Genomic DNA, 20,037 nt, shown 5'->3' with positions numbered 1-20,037 from the left:
CCAAGAGCCGACGGCCTGCTTGCGCGATGGGTTATTTCGAGTCTAGGTCCGACCCGATTTCTTCGCTTGTCGGCTGAACTATAGTCATAGGGTGTTGGCCCCTGTCTTTGTGGCAGCTCAGGATGAGTGACTATTTCGCGGTACTTCCGTTGAGCCCCCCGCTCGATCGTGACGGCCTGCGGCGAATGGCGCGGCTTGCCTGTCTGGAGTTGCATCGCGTGCAGTGGGTGCGGGCCTATCTGGCGACGGATGGTGCGCGGATGCTGTGCTGGTACCGCGCACCTGACGCCGAATCGGTCCGCCTGGTGCTTCGACAGCAGGGCACGGCCAGCGCCGTGGTCTGGCCCGCCGAGGTGAGCGACGCTGCCGACCCCGAACCGGCTGAGGGCGGTCTGGACTGCATCGCAGTTGAGCTCGGTTTCGACACCCCACCCGGGCGCGATGGTCCGCGATCGATGCAGGCCTCGGTCGTCGCTGCGCTGGAGGCCGCCGATCACACCGTTTCCCGTGTATTTGCATCCAAGTCCGGGGCACAGCTGTTTCTGCTGGTGGAAGGACGGGATTTGGAGTCCGTGGCCAGCTGCGTGCGATCGACCTCGATAACGCCGACCGACCTGTGGCAATGCGTAGAACTCGATCCTCGACCACCCATGCATTTTCAGTCCAGCGCGCCTGTGCGGCCGCCCCTGAGTACCAGCGCAGACGGTGGCGCCGACCGCGACTTGCCGGAAGTGCGCACGGTGCCCGGCGATGGCGCGGCCGTCCCGGGCGACGGCGGTACGCTGGACGCGGTGATCATCGGTGCCGGCATGTCGGGCATCTGCATGCTGGAACGGCTTCTGCGGCTGGGGCTGCGCGTCCGGGTATTCGAGGGCGGTAGCGACGTCGGAGGGGTGTGGCACTGGAACCGCTATCCCGGTGCCCGGGTCGATTCCGAGTCCTACACCTACGGATTCTCGTTCTCGGAGGAACTCCTCGATGAGTGGGAGTGGCGCGAGCTCTTCGCCTCCCAGTCGGAGGTCTCGGGTTATCTGCACTACGTGGTCGAACGGTTCGATCTGCGCCGGCATATGCGCTTCGACACCCGCGTGACCGCGGCAAAATACGACGAGCAGAGCGGCCTGTGGCAGGTCGAGACCGGGACCGGCGAGCGGGTCACGGCCCGGTACCTGATCGCCGCCTCGGGTTCATTGACCGTGCCGCAGTGGCCGGACTACCCGGGCATGGACGATTTCACCGGCGTGAGCTGCCATACGGCACGCTGGCCGGCGGCGGGCGTCGAGTTGGCGGGCAAGCGGGTCGGCGTGATCGGCACGGGCGCCACCGGCGTTCAGGTCATTCAGAGCATCGCCGGGCAGGTGCAGCAGCTTGTCGTTTTCCAGCGCACACCCACCTACTGCGTCCCCCAGCGCAACCGGCTCCTGACCGACGACGAACGACGCCGGATCCGGCGCGATTGGGCCGACATCCTGGCCGCCTGCCGGGAGTCCTATAGCGGGTTCATGCACACCTTCGATCCCAGGTCCGGCCTGTCGGTCTCCGCCGCGGCGCGCGAGGCGAAATTCGAGGCGCTGTGGCAACAGCCGGGGTTCGCATTCTGGTTCGGCAATTTCGGCGACCTGATGATGAACGCGGAAGTGAACGCGCACGCCAGCGATTTCGTCCGCAGCAAGATCCGCGCGCGGGTGCGAGACCCGGAGGTGGCGCGCAAACTCTTGCCCAACCACCCCTTCGGCTCCAAGCGCGTTCCGCTGGAGAACGGCTACTACGAGGTCTACAACCGCAGCAACGTGCGGCTCGTCGACCTGCGCGAAACACCGATCGAGCGGATCACGCCACAAGGCATCAGAACGGCGCGCGACGCGTATCCGCTCGACGTCATCATCTACGCGACCGGTTTCGATGCCGGCACCGGGGCGCTGACCCGAATCGATCTTCGCGGCACTGGCGGTCTGGCGCTCGTCGACAAGTGGCGCCAGGGACCGGAAACCTTCCTCGGATTGCTCGTCAGTGGATTTCCGAACCTGTTCATTGTCAATGGTCCGCACAACGCGGCTGCACTTTGCAACGCAGGACGCTGTATCGAGCAGAACGTCGACTGGATCGCGCGCTGCATCGGTTATATGCGCATGCGCAAGCTGACGCGTGTGCAGCCCACCGCCGCAGCAGAGAAAGAATGGACCGAGCATGTCTACGAAGCCGCCGATGCCACCTTGCTGAGGGACATGACGGACTCGTGGTTCTTCGGTGCGAACACGCCCGGCAAACCACGGCGGGCGACCATCTATGCGGCGGGCGCGCGCGAGTACCGGGAACATTGCGAGGACGTCGCGCGCGAGGGATATCCGGGCCTCGAGATGGCCTGATCGACAAAGTCCAGCATGGCCGAAACCAGCGTGCAAGCGCGGTGGTGACAAGACGAATACACCTCCCCGCCTGCGCGCCCTCGGGGAAGACGCGCGCTCATGAGCGGCTCCGGGGGCTAAAGATTTGCGTGCTCCGGCCGTAAAGCATGTACCGGTGCGGAAGTTCTCGAGCCTCACTGGAATGGGTTGAGCACGTAATTGCTTGATCGCAGTCGCGCTGTCGTGCCTTTCCTGCCATTTCACCGTCGCATTGCGAAGGACTCTTCATGCGCAGATTCGCCTGCCTCCTGTTTTTGCTTCTTGTCGGCGCGACGCCATCGGCATTCGCCGGGCAGTTCGGCACCACGATCGAGATGCAGGCGAAGAACGGGACCACCTACTACGTGTCGGGACTCATTACCGGACTCGGGGCCATCGACTGGATGGTCGATACCGGCTCCGGCTATATGACCATCAACGAAGAAATCCTCGCGTCGTTGAAGGGAAAAGGTCAGGCACGCTTCGTGAAGCACCTGCGCGGCCGACTGGCGAATGGCAGCGAGCTGGAGGTTCCGGTGTATTCGATCGACGCCATCAGCATCGGCGATGCGTGCTGGTTGCGCGACGTCGAGGTCGCCGTATTCCCGGGCAATACCCGGCCGATTCTCGGACTCAACGTCCTGCAACGAACCGCGCCGTTCATTTTTTCGTTCGAGCCGCCCCAGCTCATGCTGAGCCATTGCGACAACGCGATCGATGCCGTTGCGATCGGTCCGGCCACGCCAACAGAATGAACCCCGGCGTCGGGGCTTGACCGCCGGGGTTGCACTGCGCCGTCGTCCGGTGCGTTGCCGCGACTAGTCGCGGCGCATGGTCATTGGCGCACAAGCTTCATTGGGACATTTTCGGTGTTCCGGGAGCCGTCGCAGGATCCTCGGTTTCCGTTTTCGGCGTCATCGGTGATGCACCCGGCTTGACGACCTCCTTGTCCTGCTCGAATGCCGAGAATTCGGTGATCGACCCGCTGATCGGGGTGTCGCCTTTCACTTCGACGTATTTGTCGGTGTCCGGTGCCTGATCCTTCCGCGCCGCGATTTCTTCCTTGGTGGCTCTCAGCTGCAACTTGTCGCCCATCGGCCTGAGCTCATCGAGCGATACCAGGACGTCGCTCGCTCCCAAGCCGAGGACGCCGCCCACAGAGATCACTGCATGGGCGCTCTTGCGGTCCGGGGCGAGTACGATCTGCTTGATTTCTCCGACCTTGTCGCCGGTGCTATCGACCACGTCCACGCCGTCCAGGTCAGCGGCGGACCGCGTGTACAGCGGATTGTCGGCGCTCGGTCCGGCGGTGGCGCCAGCATTGGCTGCTGCGCCCGATCGCGGTGTTTCACTCATCGGTTGTGCGGCTTTCGGCTGATCGCGCTCGGGTTGCCCCATCTCGGACTTGGTCGGGGCTGGGGTTTGCGCACCCTCTTTCGGGGTGTCGCCGGCGGCCCATGTGGGCCCGGCAAGCAGCGCAGCGATTGCGCCGGCGATCAACGTGGTACGAATATTCGTTTTCATGCTGTCCTCCTGTGGGTGTATCGGCGCCAAATGGTGTCTGTATCCCGACCCATCGGACCTGCATCAGGCCATCGCCTACTGCAAGAGAAGCTTGAGCGCATTCGAGTCTCTCGTATGTACGCTGACCCACCGACCCGGCGTGCTCGGCCGTCGGACGCTTAACCGGCGCTCAATGCCACCCACACCGGGCGCGCGCATGCATTGCGGAAGACGCGCTCCTCGGCGACAATGATGCGAATAGTTCCCATTAAAGCAATTTCGCGGTCCCGCCCGGCGGTGTTCCGCCTCGTTCCGGAGTCCCTATGAGTCGCTATCGCACCACCCGCAGTGCGGCGCTCGGCCGCGCCGTGGTCGCGCTGATCGGCGGGTACGCGCTTGCGTTCGCATTCAGCCTCGGCAGCACGGCCGTGCTCGCGCGGGGGGCCGGCCTCGCCCGTGCCGACGCCTTTGTCGTGTCGGCGATGCTCGCCTTCGTGGTGTGGACCTTCGCCGTGCTCGTCGCCTACGCCGCGGCAAGCGCCCGCCGAGCGGCGGCGTGGGTGCTCGGCAGCGCGGCGGCGCTCGCCGGCATCGGCTGGGTGCTGAGCCCGTTGCCGGCAAGCGTATAACGGTGCGGCCATGAACCGACCCGATGCATCCGCCGCCGAGATCCGTCCGCCGCTGCGCCACGCGATGGACTATCTCCACACCTGGGCCGGGCTGGTGTTCTCGGCGCTGCTGTTCCTCGTGTTCTTCATGGGAACCCTGTCCGTGTTCGACGACGAAATCGACCGCTGGATGATGCCGGCGACCCGGCTTGCGCCGCCCGCCGCCGGTGCGTTCTCGTTCGACCGCGATGTGCGCCCGCATCTCGAGCACCTCGCGCCCGATGCCGCGCAATGGTCGGTCGCCTTTCCGTCGCCGCGGGTGCCGGTCGCGCTGATCCGCTGGCGCGAGAACGGTGAGTTCGTGTCGCGCCTGATCGACCCGGGAAGCGGCGAGCTGCTGCCCGACGTCGGCACCTGGGGCGGCACCGGGTTCTTCTTCCCTTTCCACTTCAGCTTCCACCTGCGCTGGGCGGATCTCGGCTACTGGCTGCTCGCGCTGGTGTCGATCGGCATGCTCGCCCTGCTGGTATCGGGCGTCATCATCCACAAGAAGATCTTCGCCGACTTCTTCACCTTCCGTCCCGGCAAGTCGACGCACCGCACCGCGCTCGACCTGCACAACCTCAGCGGCGTGATGCTGCTGCCCTTCCACTTCGTCATCGCGCTGTCCGGGCTGGTCATCTTCCTGTTCATCTACTTCAAGCCCGCGGTGCCGTTGCTGTACGGCGGCGCGGCGGCGAAGGCGCAGCAGGAGGCGGTCGGTCAGGTCGTGCGCGCGCCGGCACGCGCGCCGGTGGTGCTCGCGGCGGTCGACCCGATGGTCGCGGCCGCGCGGGCGCGCTGGGGCGACGGCGAGGTGCGCAACGTCAGCGTCGCCAATCCGGCCGACCGCAACGCCGTGGTGCAGGTCTTGCGCCGCGTCGACGACCGCGTCACCAACGAGACCTTCAACGTGTATTTCGACGGTGCGAACGGCGCGGTGCTCGGCACCCAGACGCTGTCGGCGACCCTGCGCGTGCAGCGCTTCCTGTCCGGCCTGCACATGATTCCGTTCCAGCACTGGGGACTGCGCTGGCTGTATTTTGCGATGGGACTCGGCGGCTGCGTGATGATCGCGACCGGCCTGCTGCTGTGGGTCGAGCGCCGGCGGCTGCGCCATGCGCGCGAAGGGCATGTCGGCTACCGCATTGTCGACGGACTCGCCTGCGCGAGTTCGCTCGGCGTCGTGGTCGCCACGCTCGCAATGCTGGTCGCGAATCGCGTGGTCCCGCTCGAGCTCGCCGGGCGCGCGCGTTGGGAAGCGGGCGTGTTCTTCGCCGCGTGGATCGCCACGGCAGCGCACGCGGCGTGGCGCGGGCGGCCGGCGTACTCGCGCCGTGCGTGGGCGGAACAGGCCTGGGCGACGGCGGTGTTCGCGCTCGCGGCGCTTGTGCTCAATGCGCTCACGACCGGCGACCATCCGCTCGCGGCGGTGAGCCGCGGGCAATGGGCGGTGGCCGGCGTCGACGCCGTATTGCTGCTGACTGCGGTGCTCGGCGCGTGGACCGCCCGCCGCCTCGCGGCGCGCACAGCGGTGCCCGGGCGCGGCGCGGCCGGCGCCACGGCGGTGACTTCATGAGCGCGTGGAGCGCGTATGCCGGCGCCGTGTTTGCGGCGTGGACCGGGCTCGGCCTGCTGTGCCTGCGAACCCGCGCGGTGCGCACCCGCTTCGGCTGGCCCCCGCTCGGCCGCGCGGCGCACGCGCTGCTCGGTGGCGGCGGCACGCTGTGCTGTGCGCTGTCGCTCGCGTTCGCGCTGCAGGCGGACCCGGCATCGTTCGCGCTGGTGCTGTGGCTCACCCAACTGGGAATGCTCGGCTTGGCGATGGCACTGCTGTTGCCGCGGCGTGCGCACGTGCTCGGCGCGTCGCTGCGGCTCGTCGCCGCTGCGACCGTGCTCACCGCAGTCGTTCCGCTGCTCGCGCGATGAAGGTCGTCCGCAAGACGACACGCTGTCCGACCGCACCTTTGCATTGGCCGCCAGTCCACACAGTGTGTCCTGAACGAGGAGAACACCATGCGCCCGCGACCGCTTGCTGCAGCCCTCGGCCTGCTCGTGTGCCTCGCGCCCGTCCCGCCCGCGCTGGCCGGGGTGACGGTGGAATTCATCGACCCTGAGCGCTACACCGACCCGGGCGCCTACGGACACGACAGCGAACGCAATCTCGAGGCACTCGAACATCATCTGAAGACCCAGGGCGAACGCTGCCTGCAGCAGGGGCAGACGCTCGAACTGCAGGTCTTCGACGTCGACCTTGCCGGACGCAATGAATGGTGGCACCGCGCCGCTTACGACGTGCGGGTGATGCGCGACATCACCTGGCCGCGGCTGGACCTGCACTACGTGTGGCGCGACGCAGCCGGCACCGTGATCGACCAGGGCCGCGAGCGGGTGAGCGACATGAGCTATTTGTGGCGCAGCGCCTACGTGCGCGCCGACCGCGATGCGCTGCCCTACGAAAAGGCCATGCTGCGCGACTGGTTCGAGCGTCGGCTGTGCCGCGATCGCAGCTGAGATCCCGGGAGGGCTCGACCTAGGAGGCTGTCGGACCAGGAACGCGTCGCCTGCCTCTTGTCGCGGACGGCAACGCCCCTACCAGCCCAACCCCTTGCGCAGCAAGACCAACACCCCCATGCCGAGGATGAACGGCAGCCAGGGATTGCGCGAGCGCAGCGCAACGACCAGCACCACCACCGCGGCAGCGAGCTTGGGATTGAAGGGTTGCAGCTCGCCGCCGTCGAGCAGGATGTCGGGCACCACCAGTGCCGCCAGCGCCGCCGCCGGCGCATAGCGCAGGGCACGATGCAGGGCCGGCGGCAGACGTGCCTTTTCGGCCAGCAGAATGAAGCTGCCGCGGGTCAGGATCGTGGTCGAGCCGATCGCGGCGATGGTGATCCACAGCCAGAGGCCCTCGCTCATGCGATCGCCCTCCGTTGCTGCCAGTGTTCGGCGGCGAACCCCGCGGCGATGCCGATGGCGATCCCGGCAAAGAGGCCGAGGCGCAGCGGCAGATCGCGCAACAACACCGCCCCCAGCCCACCCGCCAGCGCGGCGACCAGCATCGGCCGGGTGCGCGTCATCGGGATCATCATCAGCATCAGGGCGATGGTCGCCATGAACTCCAGCGACCAGTCGCGCGGGATCACCGCGGTGCCGAGCACGCCGACCAGCACGAACAACTGCCACAGACACCAGGCCCAGATTGAGGGCGCGATGAAATAGCCCCAGCGCCACTCCGCATCGTCCGCCTTCAGCATCTTGTCCGCACCGATGGCGAACACCCCGTCGACCAGCAGATAGCTGGCGCTCGCACGGCGCGCCCAGGCATGGCCGTGAAAGGCCGGCGCAATCGCCGCGCTGAAGATCACGAAACGCAGGTTGAGCACCAGTGCGGTGACGAAAATCAGCCACAACGGCGCCCCGGTGGCGATCAGCGGCAGGGTGCCGAGCTGGGCGGTGCCGGCAAAGACGAGCACGTTCATGCCCATCGCCTCGACCGGGCTCAGGCCGATCGAGCGCATGGCGATGCCGGTCACCACGGCCCATGGCACCAGCCCGACCGACAACGGCAGGAAATCGCGCCAGCCTTCGCGGGCGCCGAGGCGGAAAGCGGTGTTCATGGTTACATCCGGGAGCAAGGCAGCCTAGCCTACCAGCCCGGTGCGCATGCGCCATGGACGCTTGTGCTGCAATCGGCCGTCACACCTCGCATCGCCCCGGTCCGCCTTTCCGCCGGCTCCGCCCGATTGCCCTTTTTATGGCGTGCGGTTGATGGCATGATCCGCAGGATGATTCTTGTCCCCTATCGTCATGTCCAAGCCTGCTCCACCCGACACCGAAAGCACGCGCCTCGACAAGTGGTTGTGGGCTGCACGTTTCTACAAGCATCGCAGCGGCGCCACCGAAGCCGTGGAGGGCGGCAAGGTGAAGTTGAACGGGCTCTCGGTCAAGCCCGCACGCGGCGTCAAACCGGGCGACCGGGTCGAGATCACCCAGGCCGACACCAGCATCTCGGTCGTGGTGCGCGCCATCGCCGACAAGCGCGGACCGGCGAACGTGGCCCGACAGCTGTACGAGGAGTCCGCAGAGAGCATTGCCCGCCGCGAAGCCGCGCAGGAGATGCGACGCGTTGCGGCGCCCCCGGGGGCCGACCTGCATGGACGTCCGACCAAGCGTGACCGCAGACTGATCCAGCGACTGAAGCACGACTAGACCGTAGCGCCCCAGTTCGCGGACAGCCTGGCCACAAAGGAGCACGGCAGCATGGACACTCGTCCGCCCCCCTCAGCATCGCCCGGCGCCGCACCACAGCTAACGGCCCGACGCCGCTCCGCGCTCGTCACCGCAACGGTCGTGCTCGCCGTGATCGGCGTCCAGTGGCTCGCCTTGCGCCAGTATCGGGCGATCGAACTCGAACAGGCCGGCGAGGCCTTCGAACGCATCATCGATCAATCGACGGTATCGCTGACCCAGCAGACCGCGCAGTATCAGAATGCCCTGCTCGGCCTGCGTGCCTTCTACTTCGCCAGCGACAAGGTGAGCGCAGCGGCATTCGACCGCTATGCACGCGCGCTCGATATCGAACACGCCTTGCCGGGCTTGCGCGCATTCGCGTTCAATCGGGACATCCGCGGCGAAGAGCAAAAGGACTATCTGCGCTGGGTTCGTACCCAGTTGAGCCGCCACGACCCGATCTACACCAACTTCGAGATCTACCCTACCGTCTCAGGATATCGGCACCATGTCGTGGAAAGCATCCACCCCCCACTCGGCAACCTGCGCTCGCTCGGCTACGACCTGCTGAGCAACGATATCCGCAGTCTCACCATCGAGCATGCGCGCAACCGCGGCTTCGCCGCGACGCCGCCGATCCGCCTGCAGCAGGCGCCGAATGCAATTGCAGTGCTGATGATCGCCCCGGTTTCGACCTCGAACTGGGACGGCACCCACTCCACCCGACATACGGTGGCGGCCTCCTTTCTGGTCAGCGAACTGGTCAAAACCGCCATCGCGCCCACGCTGCGCCGGCACTTCCATCTGCAGATCACCGACCTGGGGCCCGACCACGAGCCCGGCACCCAACCGGCGCTGCTGTTCGAAGACGAGCGGCCACTCAGCGACACCCATCCGGCGCTGGCGCCACTGATGCGCACCCATGTTTTCGGGGGACGGCTCTGGGAGATGCGTTTCACCCCGCGCGACGCCGACATCGGCCTCATCCCCATCCCCATCGTGGTCGTATTCCTGGTCGGCGGGGCCTTGATGGCGGGCATGATCAGCCATCTCGCCCAGCAGCGCGCGCGCCGCGCGGCTCGCCATCAGGCGCTCGCGCGCCAGGCTTCGGACTGTGTGCTCGAACTCGACGCCACCGGGGTCGTGCGCACGGCGGACGAGTCGGCCAACCGCATCACCGGCCTGTCTGCGGCCAAATGGCAAGGCCGGACGCTATGGGACGCGGTCGCCGCGGACGATGCCGAGGCGGTCGAGAACGGCTTCCGCAACGTCGTCGCACGCGGAAAACCGTTCGCACTGGAATGCAGGGTGGTCGGCGCCGACGCAACGCCGCACTGGGTGGAGATCCGCCTCGGCAACCAGCTGCGGCGGCGCGAGATCGGTGCCGTGCTGGCGCAGATCTCGGACATCGAAACGCGCAAACAGGCCGAAGCCGAGATCGAACGGCTGGCATTCTTCGATCCGCTGACCCAACTCCCCAACCGGCGCCTGCTGGAACAGCGCGCCGAAATGACCTTCAGCGCCGCACGCCGTCACTGCGGACGCGCGGCCGTGCTGGTGCTCGATCTGGACGGGTTCAAGCAGATCAACGACCAGGCCGGCCATGCGACCGGCGATGCGGTGCTCGCCACCATTGCGCAGCGCTTGCTGGCGGCGGTGCGCGACAGCGACACGGTTGCGCGCCTCGGCGGCGACGAGTTCGTGATCCTGCTCGGCGAACCCGCCAACGAAACCGACGTGCTTGCCGCCGCCGCCCGGCTCGCGCGCGACATGGCCCTGCCGCTCAATGTAGAGGGCCGAAACTGGTTCGTGAGCGCCAGCATCGGCATGGCGCTGTATCCCGACCACGGACTGCACTTCGCCGAGCTGCTGAGCCTGGCCGACATCGCCATGTACCGCAGCAAACGCAGTGGAAGCGGGCTGAGCACGATGGCCGACCCGCCTGCCGTGGCAGGCATGGCCTGAGCCCGTTCAGGCGAGCACCATGGCCAGCGCGATCGGCAGGAACAGAATGCCGGCCAGGTTACCGATCAGCACCATCGAGGCCACCTTTTCCGGTTCCTGATGGTAGCGCTCGGCAAAAATGTAGTTCAGCACCGCCGGCGGCAGCGCACCGAACACCAGCAGCAAGGCCTGCTCGCGCGGCGGCAGGTCGATCAGCAGCATCACCGCCCACGCCAGCAGCATGCCGACCACCGGCCGTGTCACCGCGGCCAACACGCCGAGTCCGACCGAGGTGATCTTCGAATCGGTCAGCCGCACCCCGAGGGCGAACAGCATCAGGGGAACCGCAATGTCGCCAAGCATCTTGATTGCCAGCATCAACGGCGACCACACCTCGAAGCCGGCGATACCGACGACGAGCCCGACGAGCGTTGCCATCACCGACGGGATCCGCCAGATCGTGCTCAACCGGACGCGGTGGTCGAGCAGCCACGCGCCAAACGAGAAGTGCAGCAGGTTGGAGACCATGAACATCACCACCGCCGGCGCCAGCGCCACCTCGCCGAAAGCGAGCACCGCCAGAGGCAGGCCGAGATTGCCACAGTTGTTGAACATCTGCGGCGGCACGAAGGTCTTGACGTCGATCCCGGCGATACGGGCGATCACCCAGCCGACCGCGCCCGAGCCGAGCACCACCACCAGGGTGGCCCCGAGCAGGGGCAGATATTCGGTGACCCGGAACTCCTTGCCCGCGAGCGCGGCAAACACCAGCGCCGGCACGAACACATCCATGTTGAGCTTGTTGGCATGCGACAGGTCGGGCTTCATCCGCCTGCCGACGAAGAAACCGAGCGCGGCGATTGCAAACAGCGGAAACAGGATCGAGACGATGCGCACCATCAACGGTGCCGCATCGCTCACAGCACGTACCGGGCCAGATCTTCACGCTCGGCAAGCATCTCGAGCCGGCTATCGACATAGTCGGCATCCACCTTCAGCGTCTGGATGCCCGCGCGGCCGGCATCGAAAGACACCTCTTCGAGCAGCTTCTCCATCACCGTGTACAGCCGCCGAGCGCCGATGTTCTCGGTCTTTTCGTTGACCTGAAAGGCGATCTCGGCAAGCCGGCGGATCCCCTCGGGGGCAAACTCGAGGGTCACCCCCTCGGTCGCGAGCAGCGCCTCGTACTGGCGCGTGAGGCAGGCGTCGGTACTGGTGAGGATGCATTCGAAGTCGCCCACCGACAGCGATTCGAGCTCGACCCGGATCGGGAAACGTCCCTGCAACTCGGGGATCAGATCGCTGGGCTTGGACAGGTGGAAGGCACCGCTGGCGATGAACAGGATGTGATCGGTCTTGATCATGCCGTACTTGGTCGACACCGTCGTCCCTTCGACCAGCGGCAACAGGTCACGCTGGACGCCCTGGCGCGACACGTCGGCACCCTGCATCTCGGAGCGCGCCGCGATCTTGTCGATCTCGTCGAGAAACACGATCCCGTTCTGCTCCACCGCCCGTACCGCTTCGGCCTTCACCTCGTCATCGTTGACCAGGCGCGCGGCCTCCTCGTCGGCCAGCAACTTGAGCGCCTCGCTGATCTTGAGCTTGCGCACCTTCCTCTTGCCGCCGCCCAGATTCTGGAACATGCCCTGGATCTGCTGGGTGAGCTCCTCCATACCCGGGGGCGCGAAGATCTCGGCCTGCATGCCGGGCGCGGCCACTTCGACCTCGATCTCCTTGTCGTCGAGTTCGCCCTCGCGCAGCTTCTTGCGAAATTTCTGCCGGGTGGTGGAATCCTGCGGCTCGGCTTCGGCATTCATGCCGACCGCGCGCGCGGGCGGCAGCAGCGCATCGAGCACGCGGTCTTCGGCGGCATCGAGCGCGCGGTCGCGCACCAGGCGCATCCCGCGCTCGCGCCCGTCCTTGATCGCGATCTCCATCAGATCGCGGATGATGGTCTCCACGTCGCGGCCGACATAGCCGACCTCGGTGAATTTGGTGGCCTCGATCTTGATGAAGGGCGAATTGGCCAGGCGTGCAAGACGGCGCGCGATCTCGGTCTTGCCGACCCCGGTCGGGCCGATCATCAGGATGTTCTTGGGCGTGATCTCGCTGCGCAGCGGCTCGGCGACCTGGGCACGGCGCCAGCGGTTGCGCAAGGCGATCGCCACCGCCTTCTTGGCCCGGTCCTGGCCGACGATGTGCTTGTCAAGTTCGGAAACGATTTCCGGTGGGGTCATCTGGGTCATGGCGGCACTCGAAAATGGGGTTCAGTCCAGCACTTCGATGGTGTGGCATTGATTGGTATAGATGCAGATGTCGCCGGCGATGGCGAGCGACTTCGCCACTACTTCCTGCGCCGTCAGTTCGGTGTTCTCGATCAGTGCGCAGGCCGCGGCCTGCGCGTAGGCGCCGCCACTGCCGATGGCGACGATGCCCTTCTCCGGCTCGAGCACGTCCCCGTTGCCGGTGATCACCAGCGAGTGCTCGCGGTCGACCACGGCGAGCATCGCCTCGAGGCGGCGCAGCATGCGGTCGGTGCGCCAGTCCTTGGCCAGTTCGACCGCACTGCGCAGCAGGTTGCCCTGGTGCTTTTCGAGCTTGCCTTCGAAGCGCTCGAACAGCGTGAAGGCATCGGCCGTGCCACCGGCAAAGCCGGCCAGGATGTGCCCCTGGTAAAGCGTGCGGATCTTGCGTGCCGAGGCCTTGATGACGATGTTGCCGAGCGTGACCTGACCGTCGCCGCCGAGCGCGACCCGATTGCCGCGACGGACCGAGAGAATGGTTGTGCCGTGATACTGTTCCATAGTGTTTCCTTGGCGGAATAAGTGCCCTTGTTCGTGGCCGTTGCCGGAGGCCGTGCCGGGGTCGGTACGCCGCGTCGACCGCGCCCCGATCCCGCTCAGGGACGCAGCGTCACCTGGGCGACCTGATCGACGCTCATGACCCGCAACAGTGCGCCGACCATCGCATTCACGTTCTGAAGGTCGACCAGCTTACCCTGCGACTGGAGTGTGGCGAGGACGTTGAACAGGGTGCCTGCGCCCACGAAATCGATTCGCCGCAAACGGCTGCAGTCGACCGTCACGACCTGACGCTGCGAGGCGAAAGCCGCCAGTTTGCGAATGGTGTCGTGCGACGACCCGGTCAATTCGCCCTCGAAACGGAAACCTTCGTCCTGGCTCCGATCGGCCTCAAGTGCAGACGCCGTCGCCACGGCCTGCTGTTGCACCTTGAATTCCCACGACGGCGGCGACTCCTCGAAGGTGATCGCATAGTCGACCGCAAGCTCCTCGAAGCGCTCGTGCTCCCCGGTGTACTGCAGCAGATCCAGCATCAACAGCCAGGCGTCGCGCCCCTCGGGCCTTCCCGGTGCGACCTGACCGGCCAGCATGTTGACCAGTTGCGCGGCATTGAGCATCGACACCTTGACCCGATCCGCGGCCAATTGGACCAGCGCATTGCGCAACAGCGTGCATCCGGTGTCGTCGACCGAGCGCAGCCGTCCGAGATCGATCCGGATCGATCCGCTCTTGCGGCCGATCACACAGACCTGCTGGAACTGGGAAGCGGCCTGACCGGACAGGCTGCCCGCCAGGTTGATCAGCGGCGCCGTGTCGGCCCGGCGCCGTTCGGGCTGGGACGACAGATCCTCCCATGGCGGCGGCGAGCGCTCGAAGCGGGTCGCATAATCGAGCACCCGCGACTCGAAGCGCTCGCGCTGACCGGTCAGCCGGTACAGGTCGAGCAGCATCATCCACAAGCCCTCGCCCGCGGTGTTGGTCACGTCGTCCAGCACCGAATTCAGCACGCGCTCGGCCTCGACCATGTTGTCGTTGGCGTAAAGCACCGCTGCCTCCTCGAAGACCGCCCCGATGCCGGCACCGACCTCCTGGACCTCGACCATGCCCGCGCACTGGGCCAGCGCGCGATTCGCGTCGCCCCCGGTGAAGTCGAGCGTCGACAATTCGGTCCGGGGCGAGATCGAGGGGCGGCCAGCACCCGCGCCCGGCGCAGCCGGTGAAGGCTGTCCGGCAGGAGTGGAAGGAGGTTTCTTGCCGAAAAAGGGGAGCGCCACGCCTGAATCAACCGGAAATAGGGCAGGAATGCGGGATGCGATCGAGTTGAAAGGATAGCACTTCAACCCGGGGACTTGCGCATCAGGATGTGACCGCGACATCATCACGCGGCCCTGCCAGCGGCCCATCAGGGAAACGAATGCTTACCTTTTGCGGACATCTTGCTCCCAATGAACCACTATCCTGCCTGGCTGCTCGGCTAGAATGCCGCGATGCAAACGATCCCCATGCCCGACGATCCGGTCATCTCGTCCCGTTTCGTCCTGCCCGTTCGCGTGTATTACGAGGACACCGACGCTGCGGGCGTCGTCTACTATGCCAACTACCTGCGCTTTTGCGAACGGGCACGCACCGAATGGCTGCGTGCGATCGGCTTCGGGCAGCAACGAATGCTGGCCGAAGACGGGCTCGCCTTCGTCGTGCGCTCGGTCAGGGCCGATTATCTGTCACCCGCACGACTCGATGATGCGTTGACCGTGGTCAGCACGATCGATTTGCTGCGACGTGCCAGTATCACCTTTGGCCAGAAGGTCCAGCGCGGGGGCGAGCTTCTGTTCGAGGCGGCCGTCCAGATCGCCTGTGTCGACTGGAACCGCGGCAAACCGGCACCGATTCCGGCTGCAGTCCGTACCCAACTTGAAAGACTCCAATCAACATGAATGTCACTCACGACCTCTCCATCCTCAGCCTGATCAGCCAGGCCAGCGTCCTCGTCCAGCTGGTCATGGCGCTGCTCCTCACTCTGTCGCTGATGTCGTGGTACTGGATTTTCCGCAAGTCGTTCCGGATCCGCGCCGAACGCAGCAAGACGAGCGAATTCGAACGCGACTTCTGGAGCGGCGGCGACCTCAACGCCCTGTTTCAGGTCGCGAGCGCCGGCCGCCACAAGAGCGGCGGCATGGAACGCATCTTCGAGTCCGGCTATCGCGAGTTCACCAAGCTTCGCGCCAAGAGCCACGATCAGGGCGCAACCATCGACGGCGCCCGGCGCGCGATGCGGGCCACCTATCAGCGCGAGATCGACGACCTCGAGGCCCATCTCGCCTTTCTTGCCTCGGTCGGCTCGGTGTCGCCCTATATCGGCCTGCTCGGCACCGTGTGGGGGATCATGAATTCGTTCCGCGGCCTGTCCAATGTCGGTGCGGCGACGCTTGCCCAGGTCGCCCCCGGGATCGCCGAGGCCCTGATCGCCACCGCGATCGGCCTGTTCGCGGCGATCCCTGCGGTGGTGGCCTACAACCGCTTCGCCCATGACATCGACCGCGTCGGGATTCGTTTCGAGAGCTTCATCGAAGAGTTCTCCAACATCCTGCAGCGCCACCTGCGCTGAGCGGAAGGGAAGCCAGTCATGCGCCAGCGCCGCCTGATGAACCAGATCAACGTCGTGCCCTACATCGACGTGATGCTGGTGCTGCTCGTCATCTTCATGGTCACCGCACCGATGGTCCAGCCGGGCAACATCGACGTCCCGTCGGCCGGCCCCCTGTCGTCCCCGCCCGCCGAGGCAATGGTGATCGAAGTCCGCAAGGACGGCACCCTCGCGCTGCGGGCAAGCAACAGTGCCAGCGCGAAGACGCTGTCGAACCTCGAATTCCAGCGTGAAATGAAACGCGCCGTCGAGCGCAATCCAGACCAACCCTTTCTGGTGGCGGCCAGCAGCGAACTGCCCTACCAGAAGGTGATCGACATCCTCGAGTCTGCCCGCGAACTCGGGGTCAGGAAGATCAGCCTGCAGACCAGATCGGGCAGCCGGGGCCAATGAACGAACGCGCACGCCCGCAGGAGTCGCCGGGAAAGTTCGCCTCGCTGGCCCTGACCGTCGCGGTCCATCTGGGTCTGGCGCTGTTCCTGTTCTTCGGCGTCAACTGGCAGAGCCAGCCGCCGGCCTCGCTCGAGGTCGAACTGGTCGCGGCGCCGGCGAGTCGGCCGACCCCGACACCGCAGCCCGAGCCGAAAAAGCCGGAACCGCCGAAGCCGGAACCGAAGCCCGAACCGCCGAAACCGGAACCGCCGAAACCGGAACCGAAGCCCGAGCCGCCGAAACCGGTGGAAAAACCCGAAATCGCCACCAAGGCCCCGGAGAAAAAACCCGAACCGCCGAAGCCGGAGCCGCCGAAACCGGAACCGAAGAAGCCCGAACCGCCGAAGCCCGAACCCAAGAAACCCGAGCCGCCGAAACCCGAACCGAAGAAACCCGAACCCCCCAAGCCGGAACCGAAGAAGCCCGAACCTCCCAAGCCCGTCGTCCCGCCCCGTGATGACTACATGACGAAACTGCTCGAGCAGGAACAGGAACGCGCCAAGATCGAAGGCATGATGCGCGACGATGCCGCACGCGCCGCAAGCGCGCGCAACAAGGGCGCGATCGACGCCTATCAGAACGCAATCCGGACCAAGGTGCGGGGCAATCTGCTCAGTCCGCCGGGGCTGAGCGGCAACCCGGAAGCGGTGTTCGAGGTGGACCAGTTGCCGACGGGCGAGGTCCTGGTGATCAGGCTCAAGCGTTCGTCGGGTATCCCGGCGCTCGACGATGCGATCGAGCGCGCAATCCGCCGTTCCAGTCCGCTGCCGCTGCCCACTCAACGGGAACTTTTTCAGCGTACGCTGGAACTGAAATTTCGTCCGCTGGAAGAATAAGGACATCCTATGGCTATAATCGATACCATTGTTGTGCACCACACCATGACCACGATCCTTGCCCGTTTCCGCCTGCTGCTCGCCACCGCCCTCGCCTTCGTCGCGCTCGGCGCCCAGGCACAGCTATCGATCGAAATCACCGGGGCCGGGGCCACACGCTTCCCGGTGATCATTCCGGTGTTCGAGAACGAGAGCAGCCTGTCGCGCGGTGTCTCCGACATCGTGCGTGCCGACCTCGAGCGCAGCGGCCTGTTCAATCTGGTCGATATCGGCCCGGTCACGGTACCCGAATCGCGCGTCCCCGACCTTGCAGCCATGCGTGATCGGGGCGCCGACGCCATACTGGCCGCCTCGATCCTGCCGCAGCCCGACGGCCGCTACGACGTCCGTTTCCGCCTGTTCGACACCCAGAAGCAGACCGAGCTCGGCGCGATGTCGCTGCGCATGGCACCGGCGCAGAACCGCCTCACGGCGCACCGCATTGCCGATTTCGTCTACGAGAAGCTGACCGGCCTGCCCGGCTATTTCTCCACCCGTATTGCCTATGTGGTGAAGAGCGGCACGCGCTACGAGTTGCAGATTGCCGACGCGGACGGCATGAACGCGCAGGCTGCGCTGGTCTCGCGCGAACCGATCATCTCACCGTCATGGTCGCCGGACGGGCAGCGCCTGGCCTATGTGTCGTTCGAAGCCAAGAAGCCGATCGTGTACGTCCACACCCTGGCCACCGGACAGCGCCAGGTGGTCGCCAATTTCAAGGGCTCCAACTCGGCGCCGACCTGGTCGCCCGACGGCGGGCAGATCGCCGTGGTGCTGACCAAGGACGGTCAATCCCAGATGTACGTGCTCAATGCCGACGGCTCGGGTGTGCGCCGCCTCGCGAGTTCGTCCGGAATCGACACCGAGCCGGCCTGGTCGCCCGACGGGCAGTGGATCTATTTCACCTCCGATCGCGGCGGCAGTCCGCAGATCTATCGCATTCCGACCGGCGGCGGCAACGCCCAGCGGGTCACCTTCGAAGGCAATTACAATGTCACCCCGCGCCTGTCGCCGGATGGCAAGTTGCTCGCCTTCATCACCCGCAACAACGGTCGCTTCCAGGTGGCAGTGCAGGACATCGCCAGCCGCCAGACCACGATCCTCACCGATTCGGCACGTGACGAATCCCCAAGCTTCGCGCCCAACGGCCGCATGATCCTCTACGCCACCGAAAGCGGTGGCCGCGGGGTGCTGGCGGCCGTGTCATCCGATGGCCGGGTGAAGCAACGCCTTTCGGTGCAGGCCGCTGATGTCCGGGAACCCGCCTGGGGCCCGATACAGAAGTGATTCCGCTGCTGTCCGATTCACAATCAAACTCAAATTGGAGATACATCCATGAATAAATTGCTGTTGCCCGCTCTTCTGTCTGCCCTGCTTGCTGCCTGCTCGAGCACCGGTACCGATGCCACCGGAGCCAAGGTCGAAGACCGCGCCGGCGCTGGCGCCGGTGTCGCCACCGTGACGGCGCCTGCCGTGTCCGGCACCGGCATTGCCGCCCTGACCGACCCGAACAACATCCTGTCCAAGCGCAGTGTGTTCTTCGATTACGACAGCTTCGTCATCAAGGCCGAAGCCAAGCCGCTGATCGAAGCCCACGCCCGCTTCCTGGTGCAGAATCCGCAGATGAAGGTGCTCGTCCAGGGCAACACCGATGAACGCGGCAGCCGCGAGTACAACCTGGCCCTCGGCCAGAAGCGTGCCGACTCCGTGCGTCAGGCCCTGAGCCTGCTGGGCGCCAAGGAAATGCAGATCGAGTCGGTCAGCCTCGGCGAAGAAAAGCCCCGTTGCACCGACGCCTCCGAAGAGTGCTACGCGCAGAATCGTCGCAGCGACATCCTGTATTCGGGTGAGTACTGATGAAACGACTCCTGCCACTGGCGGCGTTTGCCGCATTGTCACTGGTCGGGCCCGCGCAGGCGGGTCTGTTCGATGATACGGAGGCCCGTCAACAGGTCAACAGCCTGAGGCAGGAGCTGGAAGGCCGGCTCGAGACGTCCAACCGCGGACAGCTCGAGCTGGCCAACCAGAACGAGCAACTGCGCACCGAAGTCGCCCGTCTGCGCGGTCAGCTCGAAGTACTGCTGAACGAGGTCGAAACCCTCAAGCAGCGCCAGCAAGATTTCTATGTCGATCTCGACACCCGCATGCGCCAGCTCGAGACCGCCGCCACCGCCGCGCCGCAGGCGAGCGCCGATCCGGCCGCCGAGACCGCCGAATACGAAGCGGCATTGAATCTGCTCAAGGACGGCAAGGCACGCGAAGCCCTGACCGCGTTCGAGAATTTCGTCGCCCAGCATCCTGCCAGCGGCAGCGCTCCCGGCGCCCACTTCTGGGCCGGCAATGCCGCGCTTCAGGCCAAGGAAGTCGCCGCCGCCGGTCGCCATTTCAATACCGTCCTCGGCAAGTGGCCCAACGACGTGGTGGCGCCCGATGCCATGCTCGGCCTGGCGAACAGTCAGCAGGCGATGGGTGACGCGAAGACGGCCCAACGCACGCTGCAGACCCTGATCGAACGCTATCCGACCTCCAATGCGGCCCAGGCCGCGAAGCAACGCCTGTCCACGCGCTGAA

The 20,037-nt window shown here is 65.9% G+C and carries 22 protein-coding genes; 15 read left to right on the top strand and 7 right to left on the bottom strand.

Annotated elements, in window-relative coordinates; all coding sequences use genetic code 11:
• The first annotated feature begins 185 nt into the window (after positions 1-185).
• Entirely contained in the window at positions 186-2,366 is a 2,181-nt protein-coding gene (locus AC3A35_RS00945) for a nickel-binding protein (RefSeq protein WP_487433931.1), read from the top strand.
• Positions 2,367-2,632: 266 nt separating this feature from the next.
• Positions 2,633-3,139: an aspartyl protease family protein gene (locus tag AC3A35_RS00940; protein ID WP_487433930.1), complete on the top strand. Its 507-nt coding sequence runs from the start codon at positions 2,633-2,635 to the stop codon at positions 3,137-3,139.
• Between the two features lie 97 nt (positions 3,140-3,236).
• On the opposite strand, the gene AC3A35_RS00935 is transcribed toward AC3A35_RS00940, so the two are convergent.
• Positions 3,237-3,938, bottom strand: a complete 702-nt coding sequence (locus AC3A35_RS00935) for a PRC-barrel domain-containing protein (RefSeq protein ID WP_487433929.1) — start codon at positions 3,936-3,938, stop codon at positions 3,237-3,239.
• 272 nt (positions 3,939-4,210) lie between these two features.
• On the opposite strand from AC3A35_RS00935, the gene AC3A35_RS00930 reads away from it, so the two are divergent.
• The 4 genes from AC3A35_RS00930 to AC3A35_RS00915 all read left to right on the top strand — a co-directional run bounded on the left by AC3A35_RS00930 (position 4,211) and on the right by AC3A35_RS00915 (position 7,048).
• Positions 4,211-4,516: a hypothetical protein gene (locus AC3A35_RS00930; RefSeq protein WP_487433928.1), complete on the top strand. Its 306-nt coding sequence runs from the start codon at positions 4,211-4,213 to the stop codon at positions 4,514-4,516.
• A gap of 10 nt (positions 4,517-4,526) precedes the next feature.
• Positions 4,527-6,113, top strand: a complete 1,587-nt coding sequence (locus AC3A35_RS00925; protein ID WP_487433927.1) for a PepSY-associated TM helix domain-containing protein — start codon at positions 4,527-4,529, stop codon at positions 6,111-6,113.
• Positions 6,110-6,463: a hypothetical protein gene (locus AC3A35_RS00920; protein WP_487433926.1), complete on the top strand. Its 354-nt coding sequence runs from the start codon at positions 6,110-6,112 to the stop codon at positions 6,461-6,463. The genes AC3A35_RS00925 and AC3A35_RS00920 overlap by 4 nt, the downstream gene beginning before the upstream one ends.
• An 87-nt stretch (positions 6,464-6,550) precedes the next feature.
• Positions 6,551-7,048, top strand: coding sequence for a DUF3016 domain-containing protein (locus AC3A35_RS00915; protein ID WP_487433924.1), 498 nt, complete (start codon positions 6,551-6,553; stop codon positions 7,046-7,048).
• A 78-nt stretch (positions 7,049-7,126) separates the two neighbouring features.
• Here the strand turns inward: AC3A35_RS00915 and AC3A35_RS00910 are convergent, their stop codons facing one another.
• The gene (locus AC3A35_RS00910) at positions 7,127-7,453 is read right to left on the bottom strand and encodes an AzlD domain-containing protein (RefSeq protein ID WP_487433923.1); all 327 of its coding nucleotides are present in this window, start codon (positions 7,451-7,453) and stop codon (positions 7,127-7,129) included.
• Complete coding sequence (locus tag AC3A35_RS00905; protein ID WP_487433922.1) at positions 7,450-8,154, bottom strand: AzlC family ABC transporter permease; 705 nt, start codon at positions 8,152-8,154, stop codon at positions 7,450-7,452. Before AC3A35_RS00905 ends, AC3A35_RS00910 begins: the two co-directional genes overlap by 4 nt.
• Before the next feature lie 190 nt (positions 8,155-8,344).
• Here AC3A35_RS00905 and AC3A35_RS00900 point away from each other — a divergent pair, with 190 nt between their 5' ends.
• Positions 8,345-8,746 (top strand): RNA-binding S4 domain-containing protein, encoded by a 402-nt coding sequence (locus tag AC3A35_RS00900; RefSeq protein ID WP_487434695.1) that lies wholly within the window; start codon positions 8,345-8,347, stop codon positions 8,744-8,746.
• A 51-nt stretch (positions 8,747-8,797) separates the two neighbouring features.
• Positions 8,798-10,732: a sensor domain-containing diguanylate cyclase gene (locus AC3A35_RS00895; protein ID WP_487433921.1), complete on the top strand. Its 1,935-nt coding sequence runs from the start codon at positions 8,798-8,800 to the stop codon at positions 10,730-10,732.
• A gap of 6 nt (positions 10,733-10,738) precedes the next feature.
• Here AC3A35_RS00895 and AC3A35_RS00890 read toward each other — a convergent pair whose 3' ends face one another.
• The 4 genes from AC3A35_RS00890 to AC3A35_RS00875 form a co-directional block, all read right to left on the bottom strand.
• Complete coding sequence (locus tag AC3A35_RS00890) at positions 10,739-11,614, bottom strand: AEC family transporter (protein WP_487434694.1); 876 nt, start codon at positions 11,612-11,614, stop codon at positions 10,739-10,741.
• Between the two features lie 14 nt (positions 11,615-11,628).
• Positions 11,629-12,960 (bottom strand): ATP-dependent protease ATPase subunit HslU, encoded by a 1,332-nt coding sequence (gene hslU / locus AC3A35_RS00885; RefSeq protein WP_487433920.1) that lies wholly within the window; start codon positions 12,958-12,960, stop codon positions 11,629-11,631.
• Positions 12,961-12,981: 21 nt separating this feature from the next.
• Complete coding sequence (hslV, locus tag AC3A35_RS00880) at positions 12,982-13,518, bottom strand: ATP-dependent protease subunit HslV (protein WP_487433919.1); 537 nt, start codon at positions 13,516-13,518, stop codon at positions 12,982-12,984.
• Between the two features lie 95 nt (positions 13,519-13,613).
• On the bottom strand, positions 13,614-14,789 hold the full coding sequence (locus AC3A35_RS00875) for an STAS domain-containing protein (protein ID WP_487433918.1): 1,176 nt from the start codon (positions 14,787-14,789) through the stop codon (positions 13,614-13,616).
• A 213-nt stretch (positions 14,790-15,002) separates the two neighbouring features.
• Between AC3A35_RS00875 and ybgC the strand changes: the two genes are divergently transcribed.
• From ybgC to ybgF, 7 genes are read left to right on the top strand one after another with little or no spacing between them, the layout of a single operon-like run.
• Positions 15,003-15,449: a tol-pal system-associated acyl-CoA thioesterase gene (gene ybgC / locus AC3A35_RS00870; RefSeq protein ID WP_487433917.1), complete on the top strand. Its 447-nt coding sequence runs from the start codon at positions 15,003-15,005 to the stop codon at positions 15,447-15,449.
• Positions 15,446-16,120, top strand: a complete 675-nt coding sequence (gene tolQ / locus AC3A35_RS00865) for a protein TolQ (RefSeq protein ID WP_487433916.1) — start codon at positions 15,446-15,448, stop codon at positions 16,118-16,120. The genes ybgC and tolQ overlap by 4 nt, the downstream gene beginning before the upstream one ends.
• An 18-nt stretch (positions 16,121-16,138) precedes the next feature.
• The gene (locus AC3A35_RS00860; protein WP_487433915.1) at positions 16,139-16,552 is read left to right on the top strand and encodes an ExbD/TolR family protein; all 414 of its coding nucleotides are present in this window, start codon (positions 16,139-16,141) and stop codon (positions 16,550-16,552) included.
• Positions 16,549-17,427 carry an energy transducer TonB gene (locus AC3A35_RS00855; protein WP_487433913.1) on the top strand — a complete coding sequence of 293 codons (879 nt, stop codon included), beginning with the start codon at positions 16,549-16,551 and terminating at the stop codon, positions 17,425-17,427. Before AC3A35_RS00860 ends, AC3A35_RS00855 begins: the two co-directional genes overlap by 4 nt.
• A 45-nt stretch (positions 17,428-17,472) precedes the next feature.
• Positions 17,473-18,753 (top strand): Tol-Pal system beta propeller repeat protein TolB, encoded by a 1,281-nt coding sequence (tolB, locus tag AC3A35_RS00850; protein ID WP_487434693.1) that lies wholly within the window; start codon positions 17,473-17,475, stop codon positions 18,751-18,753.
• Positions 18,754-18,801: 48 nt separating this feature from the next.
• Entirely contained in the window at positions 18,802-19,323 is a 522-nt protein-coding gene (gene pal, locus AC3A35_RS00845) for a peptidoglycan-associated lipoprotein Pal (protein ID WP_487433912.1), read from the top strand.
• A complete protein-coding gene (gene ybgF, locus AC3A35_RS00840) occupies positions 19,323-20,036 on the top strand; it encodes a tol-pal system protein YbgF (protein ID WP_487433910.1) in 714 nt (237 codons plus the stop codon). The genes pal and ybgF overlap by 1 nt, the downstream gene beginning before the upstream one ends.
• Position 20,037: the final 1 nt, after the last annotated feature.

It is taken from the genome of Azoarcus sp. Soil_N_20 (genome assembly GCF_057656155.1).
The sequence above is the reverse complement of the archived record's forward strand: the minus strand, read 5'-3'. Positions and strand labels throughout refer to the sequence as shown.

What these genes read in the sequence shown, in the direction of transcription:
- AC3A35_RS00860 (WP_487433915.1), top strand. Translation starts at nt 16,139, where the DNA reads ATGCGCCAGCGCCGCCTGATGAACCAGATCAACGTCGTGCCCTACATC.
- hslU (WP_487433920.1), bottom strand. Translation starts at nt 12,960, where the DNA reads ATGACCCAGATGACCCCACCGGAAATCGTTTCCGAACTTGACAAGCAC.
- AC3A35_RS00915 (WP_487433924.1), top strand. Translation starts at nt 6,551, where the DNA reads ATGCGCCCGCGACCGCTTGCTGCAGCCCTCGGCCTGCTCGTGTGCCTC.
- AC3A35_RS00945 (WP_487433931.1), top strand. Translation starts at nt 186, where the DNA reads ATGGCGCGGCTTGCCTGTCTGGAGTTGCATCGCGTGCAGTGGGTGCGG.
- ybgF (WP_487433910.1), top strand. Translation starts at nt 19,323, where the DNA reads ATGAAACGACTCCTGCCACTGGCGGCGTTTGCCGCATTGTCACTGGTC.
- AC3A35_RS00905 (WP_487433922.1), bottom strand. Translation starts at nt 8,154, where the DNA reads ATGAACACCGCTTTCCGCCTCGGCGCCCGCGAAGGCTGGCGCGATTTC.
- tolB (WP_487434693.1), top strand. Translation starts at nt 17,473, where the DNA reads ATGACCACGATCCTTGCCCGTTTCCGCCTGCTGCTCGCCACCGCCCTC.
- AC3A35_RS00940 (WP_487433930.1), top strand. Translation starts at nt 2,633, where the DNA reads ATGCGCAGATTCGCCTGCCTCCTGTTTTTGCTTCTTGTCGGCGCGACG.
- AC3A35_RS00900 (WP_487434695.1), top strand. Translation starts at nt 8,345, where the DNA reads ATGTCCAAGCCTGCTCCACCCGACACCGAAAGCACGCGCCTCGACAAG.
- AC3A35_RS00910 (WP_487433923.1), bottom strand. Translation starts at nt 7,453, where the DNA reads ATGAGCGAGGGCCTCTGGCTGTGGATCACCATCGCCGCGATCGGCTCG.
- hslV (WP_487433919.1), bottom strand. Translation starts at nt 13,518, where the DNA reads ATGGAACAGTATCACGGCACAACCATTCTCTCGGTCCGTCGCGGCAAT.
- AC3A35_RS00895 (WP_487433921.1), top strand. Translation starts at nt 8,798, where the DNA reads ATGGACACTCGTCCGCCCCCCTCAGCATCGCCCGGCGCCGCACCACAG.
- ybgC (WP_487433917.1), top strand. Translation starts at nt 15,003, where the DNA reads ATGCAAACGATCCCCATGCCCGACGATCCGGTCATCTCGTCCCGTTTC.
- pal (WP_487433912.1), top strand. Translation starts at nt 18,802, where the DNA reads ATGAATAAATTGCTGTTGCCCGCTCTTCTGTCTGCCCTGCTTGCTGCC.
- AC3A35_RS00855 (WP_487433913.1), top strand. Translation starts at nt 16,549, where the DNA reads ATGAACGAACGCGCACGCCCGCAGGAGTCGCCGGGAAAGTTCGCCTCG.
- tolQ (WP_487433916.1), top strand. Translation starts at nt 15,446, where the DNA reads ATGAATGTCACTCACGACCTCTCCATCCTCAGCCTGATCAGCCAGGCC.
- AC3A35_RS00925 (WP_487433927.1), top strand. Translation starts at nt 4,527, where the DNA reads ATGAACCGACCCGATGCATCCGCCGCCGAGATCCGTCCGCCGCTGCGC.
- AC3A35_RS00920 (WP_487433926.1), top strand. Translation starts at nt 6,110, where the DNA reads ATGAGCGCGTGGAGCGCGTATGCCGGCGCCGTGTTTGCGGCGTGGACC.
- AC3A35_RS00930 (WP_487433928.1), top strand. Translation starts at nt 4,211, where the DNA reads ATGAGTCGCTATCGCACCACCCGCAGTGCGGCGCTCGGCCGCGCCGTG.